Genomic DNA, 13,864 nt, shown 5'->3' with positions numbered 1-13,864 from the left:
CTTAACAACCTGGATCCCTTGTGCCACGTCCCGCTATGTGAGACAAACTCATATAATTCAAGAACAACATGAGTCGAACAGCAATGCACATTGAATTCCGACACCTTCGTACGATCAAGGCGATCCATGATTGCGGTGGACTGGCGCGGGCTGCAGATCAATTGAACATTACCCAGTCTGCGTTAAGCCATCAGATCAAGGGGTTAGAGGATCAGGCCGGTGTTGAACTGTTCCTGCGCCGCTCGAAACCGATGAAGCTTTCGGCGGCGGGTGTACGCCTGTTGCGCCTGGCCGAACAGATCCTGCCGCAGGTTGAGGCAGCCCAGCACGAGTTTTCATCGCTTCGGGACGGGCGAACCGGGCGCATGCATATCGCAATCGAATGCCACGCCTGTTTCGAATGGCTGTTTCCGGTGCTGGAATCATTCCGGAAATCCTGGGCGGATGTCGACGTGGACATTCGCCCGGGCCTGGCCTTTGACGCGCTTCCGGCTTTGCAGAAAGAAGAGGTCGACCTGGTTGTTTCTTCCGACCCCGAGGACCTGCCGGGTGTCGAGTTCGTGGAACTGTTCGACTACAACGCGGTTTTTGTCGCTGCTTCGGCGCATCCGCTGGCGCAAAAGGAATTTATCGAGGCCGAGGATTTTCGCGGTCAGACCCTGATCACATATCCGGTCGAACGCACGCGGCTGGACGTGTTCAGCCAGTTGCTGATACCCGCCCGTGTGGAGCCTGCATCGATCCGGCAGGTGGAGCTGACAGCCGTCATCCTGCTGCTGGTGGCCTCAAACCGCGGTATTTCGGTACTGCCGGACTGGGTTGTGCGCGAGGTCAAGTACAACTCGGATTACGTCACCCGGCCCCTGACCAGCGAAGGGATCACGCGCAGATTGTACGCGGCGGTCCGGTCAGAAGATCTGGAAAAACCGTTTGTGCAGGAACTGGTCAATCTGGCCCGGACCGAGGCACGCAGGCTTCAGGCGCAATGATTTTCGAGCCAGAAAGGGAATGCCGGAATTGTTAGCAGGGGCCTCGCGATCACAAGGCCCCGAAGAATTGTCAACACTTGCCGAAACACTGATGTACAACTTGGATACCAAGTGCCGTGATGGTCACGCAGGCACCGGTTGGAAAGCCCAGTGTGGTACAGATTTTAACGCAGGCTTTGGCGGCCGTCCCATTGGGGATAGACGGCGGGATCGGAAAGCACACCTTCTTGTCGACAATCGGAATTTTGAGGCAGATTTTGCCATTCTCCACTTCGACCGAAATGCAGGTTTCACCCAGGATCATCGGCGTCGCTTCGTGCATCATTTCCTTAGTTGGCGCGGCCGAAAGGTCCATTTCCGAAAAATGCGCACGTGCGGTTTCTACAAGCTGGTCAATGTCCTGTCGCGGAAACTCGTGATATGTCGTCATACTACTACTCCTAAAATTTGTCAGATGCGTGCATTGCATGCGGGTAATGGAAAATGGAAATTTGAACTGATTAACGGTTGAAAAAACTCTGTCGAGCAGCTTCCAAAAAACACACCGTTGTCAAGGTGTCTGTGTTCAAGTTCACAGCCGGGACAACAAACCTTCAAAACGCTGGTGCGCTGCGGAATTTCTGATAACTGAGTTTGAACGTGTGCGGCGGATCATGCACGGCTTGGTAGGCTGCTATGCGCATCAACCCTCTTGGCAAGGGCGCAATGCATCAGTATACGCGCGGTTTGACCGGACAGGAGCCCATACACAATGGTTGGCAGTGCAAATCTCAACATCATGATCAAGGCCGCGCGCAAGGCGGGGCGTTCTTTGGTCAAGGATTTTCGTGAAGTCGAAAACCTGCAGGTGTCGATGAAGGGTGCCGGAGATTTTGTTTCCAAGGCCGATATTGCAGCCGAGGCGATCCTGAAAGAGGAACTTCTGGGCGCGCGTCCGACCTATGGCTGGCTGGCGGAAGAGGGCGGTTCGATCGACGGCGAAGATCCGACCCGTCGTTGGATTGTGGACCCATTGGACGGTACAACCAACTTTCTGCACGGCCTTCCGCACTGGGCGATTTCCATCGCGCTGGAACACAAGGGCAAGATCGTCGCCGGTGTGATCTACGATGCGGCCAAGGACGAGATGTTCTTTGCCGAAAAGGGCGAAGGCGCATGGATGAATGACCATCGTATACGGGTTTCGGGCCGGCACCGCATGATCGAATCCGTGTTTTCCACGGGTCTGCCGTTTGGCGGGCGGTCGGATCTGCCCGCGACATTGCAGGATCTGGCCCGGCTGATGCCTGTGTGCGCCGGCGTACGCCGCTGGGGTGCCGCTGCGCTGGACATGGCCTATGTCGCGGCTGGCCGGTACGAAGGGTTTTGGGAACGCCGCCTGAACGCCTGGGATTTGGCCGCAGGCATCATCATCGTGAAAGAAGCCGGTGGGCTGGTTCAGGCGCTGGACCCTGAGGGTGAAATTCTGTCAGACGGCGAAGTCATTTGCGCCAACGAGCCGATCTTTGACAGTTTCGCCAAGGTGATCCGGGGATAACGGAACATTCCCGCCACAGCTAAATTTTCGATGACGCGCCCCAATCAGGGCGCGTTTCTCGTTTCAGAAGTCGACTTCGATGGCGACGCCGCTTTCGATGGCCAGATCGACCACCGCGCTGGCGACGGCCAAATCCTGCAGGCCCACGCCTGTACCATCGAATAGCGTGACCTCCTCTGCCGAGGTGCGCCCCGGATGCGTGCCGTTGATGACCTCGCCGATCTGACGAATGTCCTTTTCGGATTTTGCCCCAGCCGCCACCGCGTGCTGGCACTCACCCAGCGTCACCGCCTGCGCGACTTCGTCCGTGAAGACACTGGCGCGAATGATCAGATCAGTTTCCACTTCCTGTTTGCCAACCGTGTCGGTGCCCATGCACGCGACATGCGTGCCATCCGACACATGTTGCGACAGGAGTGAAGGCGCGAAGGACGACGTGATGGTGATGATCACATCCGCGTCGGCCAGACCCGGCAGGTCCACGGCCTCGAACGGCAATCCCGCGTCTTCGGCAACCTTGGCGAGATTGGACAGCATTTCGGGATGCAGGTTCCAGCCGATGACCTTTTCAAACTTGCGCTGTTCCAGCGCCGCCCGCAGTTGAAAGGCAGCCTGATGCCCTGCGCCAACCATGCCGATCACCTTGGCATCCTTCCGGGCCAGATGGTTGATCGACACGGACGAGGCCGCTGCGGTTCTAAGGGCGGTCAGCAGATTGCCACCAACCATTGCTTTGGCCCGTCCGGTATCCGGGTCGAACAGGAAAACGGTAGACTGATGGTTGATCACACCGTGCGTTTCCAGATTGTTGGGCCAGTATCCCCCGGCCTTCAGTCCCAAGGTCATACCCACCCGGTCAAATCCGCCTTTGAACCCATATAGTGCATCCGCATGGCCAATGGCTTCGCGCACAACCGGAAAGTTGTAGGCATCCCCAGACGCCATCGCGGCAAATACCTGTTCGACAGCCGCATAGCTTTCCTTTCGGCCCATCAGGGCTCCGATTTCCTTTTCGGGAACGATATACATCGTTTGCGCCTTTCCTGAATGTTGGCGGAGAGCGTAGCAAACGGGGCAGATTATAAACTGCCCCGTATGTCAGATTGGATACCGGTCAGTAGGCTTTGCCACGGGCAGAAACCGGCCACAGGGTTTCGATCTTGCCGTCGCGCACACCAACATACCAGTCATGGACGTTGGCCGTCGGGTCGCAATGGCCGGGCACCAGCCGCAGTTTGTCATTCACCTTCAGCGCTCCGCCGGGATCGGAAATCACCCCGTGTTCATCCGAGCATTTGATGTATTCCACATCGTCGCGCCCATAGATAAAGGGCAGCCCGCTATCGACTGACTGGGCCTTGAGACCTGCATCGCAGATCGCCTTGTCGGCTTTGGCATGGCTCATCACGCTGGTCAGGATGAAGAACGCGTTCTCCCATTCCCCCTGATCGATCCGATTGCCGTCCTTGTCGAGGATCCGGCCATAGTCGGCATCCATGAAGGCGTAGGACCCACACTGAAGTTCATTGTAAACGCCAGAATTGGATTCGAAGTAGTAAGACCCCGTGCCACCGCCCGAAACCAGTTCAGGTTCCAGTCCGACGGCCTTCAGCCCCTGCACCGCATCCGCCACCATGGCGATTGCAACATCGAGCTTGGCTTTGCGATCGTCAAAACTGTCCATGTGCTGCATTGCGCCCTGATAGGCCTGAATGCCCAGAAACTTAAGGTTGTCAGCGGCATCAACGGCTTGCGCAATCGCGACCACATCTGCTGTTGTCGTCACACCGCAGCGCCCCGCACCGCAGTCGATTTCGACAAAAACACTCAGTTCCGTTCCGTGCCGCACTGCCGCGGCGGACAGATCGGCGACGTTGTCGATGTCATCCACACAGACGATGACGTGGGCGTCATATTTTGGCAGTCGCGCCAGCCTGTCGATCTTGGCCGGGTCGCGCACCTGATTTGACACCAGAATGTCCTTGATGCCGCCGCGGGCAAACACCTCGGCCTCGGACACTTTCTGGCAGCACACGCCAACCGCGCCGCCGAGCTCTTCCTGCAGTTTGGCAACGTCCACCGATTTGTGCATCTTGCCATGCACCCGGTGGCGCATCCCGTGTGCCTTGGCATAGTCGCCCATCTTACGGATGTTCCGCTCCAGCGCGTCAAGGTCCAGGATCAGGCAGGGGGTCTGGATTTCGCTTTCATCCATGCCAATGGCGGCGGGGACGTCAAAGCCAACTTCCAGTTCGTCCATGTTCAAAGGTTTGTTCATTGTCATCCTCCTTACCCTGCCAGCCAGGGAAGCTTGTCCAGATCCACATTTCCGCCGGTAATGATCACCCCGACGCGTTTGCCCCGGAACACTTCGGGGTTTTTGAGAATGGTCGCCAGCGGCACCGCCGACGAAGGTTCCATCACCACGCGCAGGTACTTCCACGTCAGTTTCATCGCATCGACGATCTCATCCTCGGTCGCGGTGAAAATGTCGGTCACGTGGTTTGAAACGAAATGCCATGTGTTTTCTTTAAGGGGCACCAGCAGGCCGTCGGCCACCGTCTTGGGCGCGTCATCTGCAATGATCCGACCGGCTTTGAACGAGCGATATGCGTCATCCGCCTGTTCCGGTTCAGCCGCGTAAATCGCGGTTTCAGGGGCCAGGTTGGAGACGGTCAGGCAAGTCCCCGACACCATGCCGCCGCCGCCGATCGGGGCAATGACGGCATCCACGCCATCCGTCTGTTCCAGCAATTCCGCCGAACATGTCGCTTGACCCGCAATGACGCGAGGATCGTTATAGGGATGCACGAACTCGCCACCGGTTCGGGCCTGTACTTCGGCAAACGTTGCTTCGCGGGACGAAGTCGACGGCTCGCATTCGGTGATCGTACCGCCATAGCGGCGCACCGCGTCCTTTTTGGCCTGCGGTGCAGTGCGGGGCATGACCACGTTGCACGGAATGCCTCGCCGGCCCGCCGCATAGGACAGGGACAGGGCGTGGTTGCCACTGGAATGCGTGCAAACGCCGTTGGTTGCCTTCTCGTCGCTCAGCCCGAAGACGGCGTTGCAAGCACCGCGCACCTTGAAGGCTCCGGCTTCCTGAAAGTTCTCGCATTTGAAGTGCAACTGCGCTCCGGTGAGGTCATCCAGATATTCCGAACGCATGACCGGGGTGCGGCGGATATGGGGTTTGATCCGCTCACGCGCCGCGCGCATGTCGGCGATGATCAGATCGGCTGCGGTGACTTGATCCAGCATCTTCGCCTCCTACGCTGCAGCCTGAGCATGGCCGGACGGACCACTGCGATAGTAATCCTGTGCCGCGGCAACACCGCTGCCCAGTTTGATGGGGTAGTTCAGATCGGCCATGGCCATCTCGATCGTGGCGAGGCCAGACAGAACCATAACGTCGGTCAGCGATCCCAGATGCCCGATACGGAACGCCTTTCCGTTCAATTGCCCCAGACCAACACCGAACGAGACACCAAAGGCGTTGAAGGCGTGGTCGGTCAGCGCGTTGCTGTCAAACCCATCCGGAACATGAACCGCGCTAACGGTATCCGAAAACAGATCCGGGCTTTGCGCCACCAGCTTCAACCCCCACGCATCCACGGCCCGGCGAACACCCTCGGCCAGACGGAAGTGGCGGGCGTAGACATTTTCGAGCCCTTCTTCGAACAACATTTTCAGGCTTTCCCGCATACCGTAGATCAGTTGCAGGGGCGGGGTATATGGAAAGCCGCCGGATGCGTTGGCTGCAAGCATGTCGCGGAAGTCAAAAAAGGTGCGCGGCAGTTTCGCGGATTGCATCGCTTCCAGCGCCTTGGGGCTGGCGCAAAGGATCGCCATTCCGGTTGCCAGCATGAACCCCTTTTGCGAGCCCGACACGGCGATATCGACTCCCCATTGATCAAATTCGAACGGCATCGAGGCAAGCGAGCTGACGCAATCGACCATCAAAAGCGCCGGATGGCCGGCCGCCTCCATAGCATTGCGAACCGCTGCGATGTCCGAGCGCACACCGGTCGCCGTTTCGTTGTGAGTGACCAGTACAGCGCGGATTTCGTGGTTCGTGTCCGCAGCAAGGGCGGCTTGGAACTGATCCGCCGGCGCGCCGCTGCCCCAAGCGCATTCAATGACCTGCACGTCCAGCCCGTGCCGCTCGCACATGTCGATCCAGCGGTGGCTGAAAACGCCATAGCGCGCGACCAGAACCTTGTCGCCAGGGCTGAGCGTGTTGGTTATCGACGCTTCCCACCCTCCGGTTCCGCTGGCCGGGAATGTGATGATCTTGCCTTCGGTGGTGCCGAACACCTTCTTAGTGTCCTCCAGCACGGGGGCAAAGGTTTCGACGAAATCCGGCGCACGGTGATCCTGTGTCTGAACATGCATGGCCAGACGCAGACGATCGGGGATGTTGGTCGGGCCGGGTATGAAGACCGGATTCTGGTTTGACATGACTGAGTCCTCCGCTTTGACAGAATTGTGACTGCGCAGGCGTCAGCTTGCAATTTTCTTGAAAAATATTTTCATTTTTGCAATTAAATATGTAATACCTTGAAATTATGAGATTTTCAGTTTCTCAAATTTGTAAGGCGGAATATGACCCGAAAAAATTCAATCTATGGCTAGGCAAAACTTCGAACAGGAAGCAGAAATGAACAATCAAAAGCGGCCACGCGGCAGACCAAAATCCCTGTTCAAGGAAAGTTCGGCCGGGACCATGCAATCGCTGGACCGCGCGCTGGGCGTTCTGAGCGCGGTTGCCCGTTTCGAACGCGCGGCCCTCAGCGATCTGGCCCGTGAAATCGATGTGCCCACGGCTACGACACACAGGATTCTGACGACCCTGCAAAAGCACGGCTATGTGACTTTTGACGATGAGCGGCAGGAATGGATGATCGGGATCGAAGCCTACCGGACCGGCGCATCCTTTTTGCGGCGCAACAGTGTTTTGGAGATCGGCCGTCCCATTTTGCGCCGTCTCATGCAGGACAGTGGCGAAACGGCAAATCTGGCCGTACCGGATGGCGCCGAGGTTGTCTTTGTCGGGCAGGTTGAAACATCGAACCCGATCCGCGCTTTCTTTCCGCCCGGGGCGCGAACACCCATGTACGCATCAGGAACAGGCAAAGCCATTCTGGCGGCTATGAAGGAAGCTTCACTGCAAAAAGCCCTGCGCGGCACGGAACTGACCGCCTTCACCCAGCATACGCACGTGCCCGAACCGCAGTTGTTGCTGGATTTGCTTGAGACGCGCAGGCGTGGCTGGTCGCTGGACAGGGAAGAGCGGTATGAAGGTATGTCCTGCATCGGTGCCGCGATCTACAATGACCGGGGTGAACCCTGCGCAGGAATATCTGTCTCAGGCCCGTCGGTGCGGTTTGACGAAACACGTGCGCCGGAACTGGCAGACCTTGTGACAAAGGCCGCCGCTGAAATCACGTTCCTGAGCGGGGGGCGCACCCCGGATCACTCCGATCTGTCAGACGGGTGATTGACGCCGTCGTTCCAAGGTATTGGCCCATGCGCGCGGGGATTGCCGCCTTCGATACAACCCACATTGACGCCGCATTCGGCGGGGTCGGACCGGCGCTGGTGATACACGTAGATGCCGCAGGTCTTGCAGAAGTGATGCTTGGCCGTGTGTGTGCCCCAGGTGTACAGGCCGAGGTTCCCAGCACCCTTTAATACGCGCAAACTTTCGGTGGTCGCAGTGACCGCCGCTGCTCCGCGCCGCAGGCAGAATGAGCAATCACAACGGGCGGCCGAGGACAGGCCTTCAGGAAACTCGGCCTCGATTTCGACTGCGCCGCAATGGCAGGTGGCTGTCATTCTGGTCATCTGCGAGGCACTTTCGGAATGCGGGATTGGGTCAGCTTGTACTTGTGTTCGGGGTGGGGCGGGTGGCCCTGGGTCCGGTTCCAGAAACCGGGTCCGCCCCGGCGCAGCCAAACCGGAATGCACAGCACCAATCCGACCACAAAGCCGCCGGTATGCGCCCAGTAGGCGACACCACCCTCATCAGGGTTGCTGGCCAGGCTTCCCAAAAACTGCATCCCCAGCCAGATGCCCAGCATGATAAAGGCAGGAATGGTGAAGACGCGGAAATAGATGATCAGGATCAGAAGAACATCGACCCGCGCTTTGGGGAACAGCAAGAGGTAACCGCCCATGACACCGGCAATGGCGCCAGAGGCTCCGATGGTCGGCACGATGGAGTCTGGCGCCGTCAGGACATGAATCAGGCCTGCTCCGATGCCCGACAGTACATAGAATAGCAGAAAGGGCAGGTGGCCCATTTCGTCTTCCAGATTGTCGCCGAAGATCCACAGAAACAGCATGTTCCCCGCCAGATGCATCCAGCCGCCGTGCAAGAACATCGAGGTCACCAGGGTTTCAAAGCTGAACCCGTCCGCAATGCGCGCGGGGATGACTGCATAGTCGTAGTAAAGCTGGTTGATCACTCGCGCGTTGTCCATAACGCCGACATAGCTGAGGAAAATCAGGATATTGGCCGCCATCAGAATATAGACGACATACGGCGTGCGCCCCGAAGGGTTGTGATCTCGGATCGGAAACATGGGGCGACGCTGGGCTTTTCCCGGCCCAGCGTCAAGACATGCTTACGCCGCACCCCCCAAAAGGGCCGCGTTTCCTCCGGCGGCGGTTGTATCGACGCAGACGTGTCGCTCTCCCAACACGCGGGCGCGGTCGGGCAAGCCCGGGATCAGGGGCAGGACCGGACCGTCCCGTCGCGCCAGAAGGCGTTCGATTTGCCGGGCGGTTTCTTCGTCACCCCACCACAACACGCCCGAAATCCCGGTCAGGTTTTCGATCCGGTGCAGGTCCAGGTTGCCGGTTGCGCAGATGGCGGTGCCGCCAAGGGCCTTTACAGCCTCCGCCTGTGCCTGAGTGGCGTCTTCACCGGGTCCCATGCACAGCAGGGGCGCGCGAGGTGTTTCGCTCAGGCGGTTGGATTCGCCGGTCGGGCCGGGCAAGGAGCGTGTCCGAGTTGGCGCGGCTTGTCCTTCTGGTTTGGGCAGCGTTGTCATGATTGAGTCCCATTGACCCGGGCGCTTCTGTCTGTCCGGCGCGCAGAAGCGCGCCATGTAGTTTGGCCCGCCCGCCTTGGGGCCGGTGCCGGATAGCCCTTCTCCTCCAAATGGTTGCGAGCCGACAATCGCGCCGATCTGGTTGCGATTTACGTAGATGTTTCCGGCATGCACCGCCTCGGTCACGTGTTGAACACGGTCGTCAATCCGGGTGTGCAGGCCAAATGTCAGGCCATAGCCGGTCGCGTTGATATCCGCGATCACCTGATCGATTTCGGCGGCCTTAAAGCGGGCGACGTGCAGAACGGGTCCAAAGATCTCGCGCTCCAGTGCGGTGATGCCTGACACTTCGATCAGGGTCGGAGCAACAAATGTGCCTTCAGGTGGAAGGGGCATTTCCTTCAATACGCGGCCTTCGGCGCGGGCACGGGCCACATGGTCGGCAATACCCTGCCGCGCGGTTTCATCGATCACCGGGCCGCTGTCAGTCGAAATTAGCCACGGATCGTCCAATTGCAGGGCATTCATGGCACCCTTGAGCATTTTCAGAAGGTCGTCGGCGATATCTTCCTGCACATAGAGACAGCGCAAGGCTGAGCACCTCTGGCCAGCGGACTGAAACGCGCTTTCAATGATGGATTGCACGGCCTGTTCCGGAAGCGCGGTGCTGTCGACCATCATCGCATTCAAACCGCCGGTTTCCGCAATCAGAGGTGTGCCCGGGCGCAGGTTTTCTGCCATTGCGGCGCGGATTTTCAGTGCCGTCGCCGTCGAGCCGGTAAAGGCCACACCGGATACCCGCGGGTCAGAGGTGAGAGCTGCGCCAACCGAGGGCCCACCCGGCAACAATTGCAGGGCATCGCGGGGCACACCGGCCTCGTGCAGCAATTGCACGGCCCGATGGGCGATCAGCGGTGTTTGCGGTGCAGGCTTGGCCAGAACGGCGTTGCCGGTCGCCAGCGCCGCCGAAATCTGACCCGAGAAAATCGCCAGCGGAAAATTCCACGGACTGATGCAGGTAAAGGTTCCGGCCGGTTTGGCATCGGGAATGTTGGCCGCATAATAGCGCAGGAAATCGACGGCTTCGCGCAGCTCGGCTACCGCGTCGGGAAGGGTCTTACCGGCTTCCCGTGCCAGCAGGGCAAACAGCTCCCCGAAGTTCTGTTCATAAAGATCTGCTGCCCTGTTCAGGGTTTCCCGGCGCTCGGAAGCAGGGGCCTGCCACGGTGCCGCTGACGCAAGGGCCAGTTCGACATCGTCTGCGCTGGCGGGGGCAACCGCTCCGGGCCTGTCCATCGGTTGCGCCGGGTTAATAACCGGCTCATCCGCTTTGGGCGCAGCGTTGTCGGACAGCAGGGGCTGTGCGTACCAGTGATGGGCCCGGAACCTGTCCCTTGCGGCGTCGATCCTGTCCAGCGTGGGCGTGTGATGCAGGTCGAACCCAACCGAGTTTTTTCGCTCGGGCTGGAACAGATCGGGACCGGTGGTCAGCGGCGTGACAGCGTGTTCAATGGATACGAACGGGTCGGCTGCAACTTCTTCCGGGGGGACGTCCTCATCCACAATCTGGTTCACGAAGGACGAGTTCGCACCGTTCTCCAGCAACCGCCGCACCAGATAGGCCAACAGATCGCGATGCGCGCCAACCGGGGCGTAGATACGGCAGCGCGTGTTGCTTTTGTCCTTGACGATCCGGTGCAGGGTTTCGCCCATGCCGTGCAGGCGCTGGAACTCGTACGGCTGGTCGTCGGCCATATGCAGAATCGCACTGACGGTGTGGGCATTATGCGTGGCAAACTGCGGATAAATCCTGTCCGTCATGCCGAGAAGCTTCCGGGCGTTGGCAATGTACGAGACGTCGGTTGCGGCTTTGCGAGTAAAGACGGGGAACCCGTTCATGCCCTCGACCTGAGCCCGCTTGATCTCGGTATCCCAATAGGCGCCTTTTACCAGCCGCACCATCAGTTTGCGGTCGTGACGTTCGGCCATTTCATAAAGCGTATCCAGAACCAGCCCGGCGCGGGGACCGTAGGCCTGAACAACGATGCCGAAGCCGTCCCAACCCGCCAATGCGGGTTCAGACATGACAGCCTCGATCACCTGCAGCGACAAGGACAGGCGGTCTGCTTCTTCCGCGTCCACGTTCAGACCCATCCCCGCGGCTTTGGCCAGCAATGCCAGCGCGCGCAAGCGGGGAACGAGTTCATCCATCACCCGTTGCTCCTGCGCCAGTTCATAGCGCGGATGCAGAGCGGACAGTTTCACTGAAATGCCGGGGTTGGCACGGATGTCGTCATGGGTGCAGGCATCGGAAATCGCGGTGATCGCGCGGGAATAGGACAGGTGATAACGCGCCGCATCCGCCTCGGTCCGGGCGGCTTCGCCAAGCATGTCATAGGAATAAGTGTAACCCTTCGTCTCCATCCCTTTGGCGCGCGACATGGCCGACTGAATGGTTTCGCCCAGAACGAACTGACGCCCCATTTCTTTCATCGCACGTCCGACGGCGGTTCGGATCACCGGTTCCCCCAGCCGCTTGATTGCACTGCGCAGCACACCCACGGGCGATGCCTTGTCTTCATCCAGCACTTTGCCCGTCAGCATCAGCGCCCAGGTCGACGCATTGACCAGCGAGGACGAGGAGTGGCCCAGATGCTTGCCCCAGTCCGACGGTGCGATCTTGTCTTCGATCAGCGCATCGATAGTGTCGGCATCCGGGACGCGCAACAGGGCTTCGGCCAGACACATAAGCGCGATGCCCTCATCCGTGGACAGGCCGTATTCGGCCAGAAACACCTCCATCATGCCCGGCGATGTGCTGGATCGGATATCACGCACCAGTTGCGCCGCCGCCGCGCATATGGCGTTTCGGTCGGCAACCGTCAGATTTGCCTGTTCGGTCAGGCGTTCCAGTACGGTGTCCTGGTCGGCATAAGTTTGGCTGTCGATGACAGAGCGCAGGTTGTGTGACATTTTTCCTCCGGGCTTTTGATGAGTATACCGTCGAAATTTCGGGACAATCGACTGATTATTGGCAATACTTGGGTAAATAGACCGTATTTTCGGGTAAGTGCGATGCAAAAAGACTTTTTGGATATTGATCGGTTCGATCAGTCAATTCTGACGATTCTGGCAGAGGACGGACGGGTATCCGTCGCGGACTTGGCGCGGCGGATCGGATTGTCGAAATCGCCGACACAGGCGCGGCTGAAACGGCTTGAGGCTGAAGGCATCATCACGGGCTATCGCGCCCTGCTGGATCCTATCCGCCTTGGACTGGATCATGTCGCGTTCGTCGAGGTACGCATGTCCGACACGCGAGAAAAGGCATTGGCCGAGTTCAACGCGGCGGTGCGCCGGGTGGCCGAGATCGAGCAGGCGCATATGATCGCCTCGAACTTCGACTACCTTCTCAAAGTCCGCACAGGGTCCATGTCTGAATACCGGGCGGTCCTTGCGGAAAAGATCTCGTCCCTGCCACACGTGGCGAATACATCGACTTTTGTCGCGATGGAGGCCGTGAAGGAAACCGGATTGTCAGGGGCCATCGAAAGGATCGGTTGACGAAACCCCGGGATGCACCATCATTGGCAGATGAAACTTTATGCCCTGCCTCTGATTGCCGTACTGGCCGCTTCGGTTGCCAACGCTGAACAATGTCCGCCAGCGCCCGACCATGTCGAAGACGTCGACCTGCTGATCTCGCAGGTTCAACAGGCACCAAGCGAACAGGCCGCGCGTGAGATTTCTGGCCTGATGTGGGAGTTGTGGCGGGATGCGCCCGATGAAGATGCACAAGCCATGCTGGACCGCGGCATGGCGCGCATCCAACGTCGCGATCTGTCAGGCGCGATACAGGAATTTGATCGGTTGATTGATTATTGCCCGTCCTACGCCGAAGGCTACAATCAACGGGCTTTCGCAAATTATCTGCGTTCCAATTTCAAGGCGGCCCTGGTTGACCTTGACCGGGCAATCGAGCTTTTGCCCAACCATGTCGCGGCGATCAGCGGCCGGGCGCTGACACTGCTTGGGTTGCACAGAATAGATCAGGCGCGTGAAGCGCTTGATGAAGCGCTGGTTCTAAATCCGTGGCTGGCCGAGCGTCATCTGGCCGGGCCGGGCGGACCGCTGGAACCCCCGGGCGAGGATATCTGACAATTGGTCATCCTGTGAAAAATGTTTGGGGCGGCTTGAGAAACTGAATGCCCCGGTAACCTTCTTCGATGCGTATGGGTCAAGGCCGTTGCGAATAGTACCGATTGCTATAATCGGCGGTT

The 13,864-nt window shown here is 58.9% G+C and carries 13 protein-coding genes; 5 read left to right on the top strand and 8 right to left on the bottom strand.

What is annotated here, in order from left to right:
- Positions 1 to 83 precede the first annotated feature (83 nt).
- Positions 84 to 989 (top strand): LysR family transcriptional regulator, encoded by a 906-nt coding sequence (locus ACR0J8_RS01625; protein WP_170609713.1) that lies wholly within the window; start codon positions 84 to 86, stop codon positions 987 to 989.
- Positions 990 to 1,059: 70 nt separating this feature from the next.
- Here the strand turns inward: ACR0J8_RS01625 and ACR0J8_RS01620 are convergent, their stop codons facing one another.
- On the bottom strand, positions 1,060 to 1,419 hold the full coding sequence (locus tag ACR0J8_RS01620; protein WP_170682068.1) for a hypothetical protein: 360 nt from the start codon (positions 1,417 to 1,419) through the stop codon (positions 1,060 to 1,062).
- Between the two features lie 321 nt (positions 1,420 to 1,740).
- Between ACR0J8_RS01620 and ACR0J8_RS01615 the strand changes: the two genes are divergently transcribed.
- Complete coding sequence (locus tag ACR0J8_RS01615; protein ID WP_170609715.1) at positions 1,741 to 2,526, top strand: inositol monophosphatase family protein; 786 nt, start codon at positions 1,741 to 1,743, stop codon at positions 2,524 to 2,526.
- Between the two features lie 63 nt (positions 2,527 to 2,589).
- On the opposite strand, the gene bhcD is transcribed toward ACR0J8_RS01615, so the two are convergent.
- The 4 genes from bhcD to bhcA all read right to left on the bottom strand — a co-directional run bounded on the left by bhcD (position 2,590) and on the right by bhcA (position 6,987).
- Positions 2,590 to 3,555 carry an iminosuccinate reductase BhcD gene (gene bhcD, locus ACR0J8_RS01610; protein ID WP_480525577.1) on the bottom strand — a complete coding sequence of 322 codons (966 nt, stop codon included), beginning with the start codon at positions 3,553 to 3,555 and terminating at the stop codon, positions 2,590 to 2,592.
- Between the two features lie 85 nt (positions 3,556 to 3,640).
- Complete coding sequence (gene bhcC / locus ACR0J8_RS01605; RefSeq protein ID WP_480525579.1) at positions 3,641 to 4,804, bottom strand: 3-hydroxy-D-aspartate aldolase BhcC; 1,164 nt, start codon at positions 4,802 to 4,804, stop codon at positions 3,641 to 3,643.
- Positions 4,805 to 4,815: 11 nt separating this feature from the next.
- Complete coding sequence (bhcB, locus tag ACR0J8_RS01600) at positions 4,816 to 5,787, bottom strand: beta-hydroxyaspartate dehydratase BhcB (RefSeq protein ID WP_480525581.1); 972 nt, start codon at positions 5,785 to 5,787, stop codon at positions 4,816 to 4,818.
- Positions 5,788 to 5,796: 9 nt separating this feature from the next.
- Positions 5,797 to 6,987, bottom strand: coding sequence for an L-aspartate--glyoxylate aminotransferase BhcA (gene bhcA, locus ACR0J8_RS01595; RefSeq protein WP_480888776.1), 1,191 nt, complete (start codon positions 6,985 to 6,987; stop codon positions 5,797 to 5,799).
- Positions 6,988 to 7,186: 199 nt separating this feature from the next.
- Between bhcA and ACR0J8_RS01590 the strand changes: the two genes are divergently transcribed.
- Entirely contained in the window at positions 7,187 to 8,026 is an 840-nt protein-coding gene (locus ACR0J8_RS01590; protein ID WP_480525585.1) for an IclR family transcriptional regulator, read from the top strand.
- On the opposite strand, the gene ACR0J8_RS01585 is transcribed toward ACR0J8_RS01590, so the two are convergent.
- From ACR0J8_RS01585 to putA, 3 genes are read right to left on the bottom strand one after another with little or no spacing between them, the layout of a single operon-like run.
- Positions 8,002 to 8,373 (bottom strand): GFA family protein, encoded by a 372-nt coding sequence (locus tag ACR0J8_RS01585; protein WP_480888774.1) that lies wholly within the window; start codon positions 8,371 to 8,373, stop codon positions 8,002 to 8,004. The two genes, ACR0J8_RS01590 and ACR0J8_RS01585, sit on opposite strands and share 25 nt — an antisense overlap.
- A complete protein-coding gene (locus tag ACR0J8_RS01580) occupies positions 8,370 to 9,113 on the bottom strand; it encodes a rhomboid family intramembrane serine protease (protein WP_480888773.1) in 744 nt (247 codons plus the stop codon). Before ACR0J8_RS01580 ends, ACR0J8_RS01585 begins: the two co-directional genes overlap by 4 nt.
- A 42-nt stretch (positions 9,114 to 9,155) precedes the next feature.
- On the bottom strand, positions 9,156 to 12,557 hold the full coding sequence (gene putA / locus ACR0J8_RS01575) for a bifunctional proline dehydrogenase/L-glutamate gamma-semialdehyde dehydrogenase PutA (protein WP_480525591.1): 3,402 nt from the start codon (positions 12,555 to 12,557) through the stop codon (positions 9,156 to 9,158).
- 102 nt (positions 12,558 to 12,659) lie between these two features.
- Between putA and ACR0J8_RS01570 the strand changes: the two genes are divergently transcribed.
- Both ACR0J8_RS01570 and ACR0J8_RS01565 read left to right on the top strand, forming a co-directional pair.
- A complete protein-coding gene (locus tag ACR0J8_RS01570) occupies positions 12,660 to 13,148 on the top strand; it encodes an Lrp/AsnC family transcriptional regulator (protein WP_170609741.1) in 489 nt (162 codons plus the stop codon).
- A gap of 30 nt (positions 13,149 to 13,178) precedes the next feature.
- Entirely contained in the window at positions 13,179 to 13,742 is a 564-nt protein-coding gene (locus tag ACR0J8_RS01565; RefSeq protein ID WP_480888771.1) for a tetratricopeptide repeat protein, read from the top strand.
- The last annotated feature ends 122 nt before the right edge of the window (positions 13,743 to 13,864 follow it).

It is taken from the genome of Ruegeria sp. N11 (assembly GCF_056531525.1).
Note: the sequence above shows the minus strand (reverse complement) of the source record. Positions and strands in the feature narration are given on the sequence as shown.

Coding starts and splice junctions, on each gene's coding strand:
- ACR0J8_RS01625 (WP_170609713.1), top strand. CDS start 84: ATGCACATTGAATTCCGACACCTTCGTACGATCAAGGCGATCCATGAT.
- bhcD (WP_480525577.1), bottom strand. CDS start 3,555: ATGTATATCGTTCCCGAAAAGGAAATCGGAGCCCTGATGGGCCGAAAG.
- ACR0J8_RS01615 (WP_170609715.1), top strand. CDS start 1,741: ATGGTTGGCAGTGCAAATCTCAACATCATGATCAAGGCCGCGCGCAAG.
- putA (WP_480525591.1), bottom strand. CDS start 12,557: ATGTCACACAACCTGCGCTCTGTCATCGACAGCCAAACTTATGCCGAC.
- bhcB (WP_480525581.1), bottom strand. CDS start 5,787: ATGCTGGATCAAGTCACCGCAGCCGATCTGATCATCGCCGACATGCGC.
- ACR0J8_RS01585 (WP_480888774.1), bottom strand. CDS start 8,373: ATGACCAGAATGACAGCCACCTGCCATTGCGGCGCAGTCGAAATCGAG.
- ACR0J8_RS01580 (WP_480888773.1), bottom strand. CDS start 9,113: ATGTTTCCGATCCGAGATCACAACCCTTCGGGGCGCACGCCGTATGTC.
- ACR0J8_RS01570 (WP_170609741.1), top strand. CDS start 12,660: ATGCAAAAAGACTTTTTGGATATTGATCGGTTCGATCAGTCAATTCTG.
- bhcA (WP_480888776.1), bottom strand. CDS start 6,987: ATGTCAAACCAGAATCCGGTCTTCATACCCGGCCCGACCAACATCCCC.
- ACR0J8_RS01620 (WP_170682068.1), bottom strand. CDS start 1,419: ATGACGACATATCACGAGTTTCCGCGACAGGACATTGACCAGCTTGTA.
- ACR0J8_RS01565 (WP_480888771.1), top strand. CDS start 13,179: ATGAAACTTTATGCCCTGCCTCTGATTGCCGTACTGGCCGCTTCGGTT.
- bhcC (WP_480525579.1), bottom strand. CDS start 4,804: ATGAACAAACCTTTGAACATGGACGAACTGGAAGTTGGCTTTGACGTC.
- ACR0J8_RS01590 (WP_480525585.1), top strand. CDS start 7,187: ATGAACAATCAAAAGCGGCCACGCGGCAGACCAAAATCCCTGTTCAAG.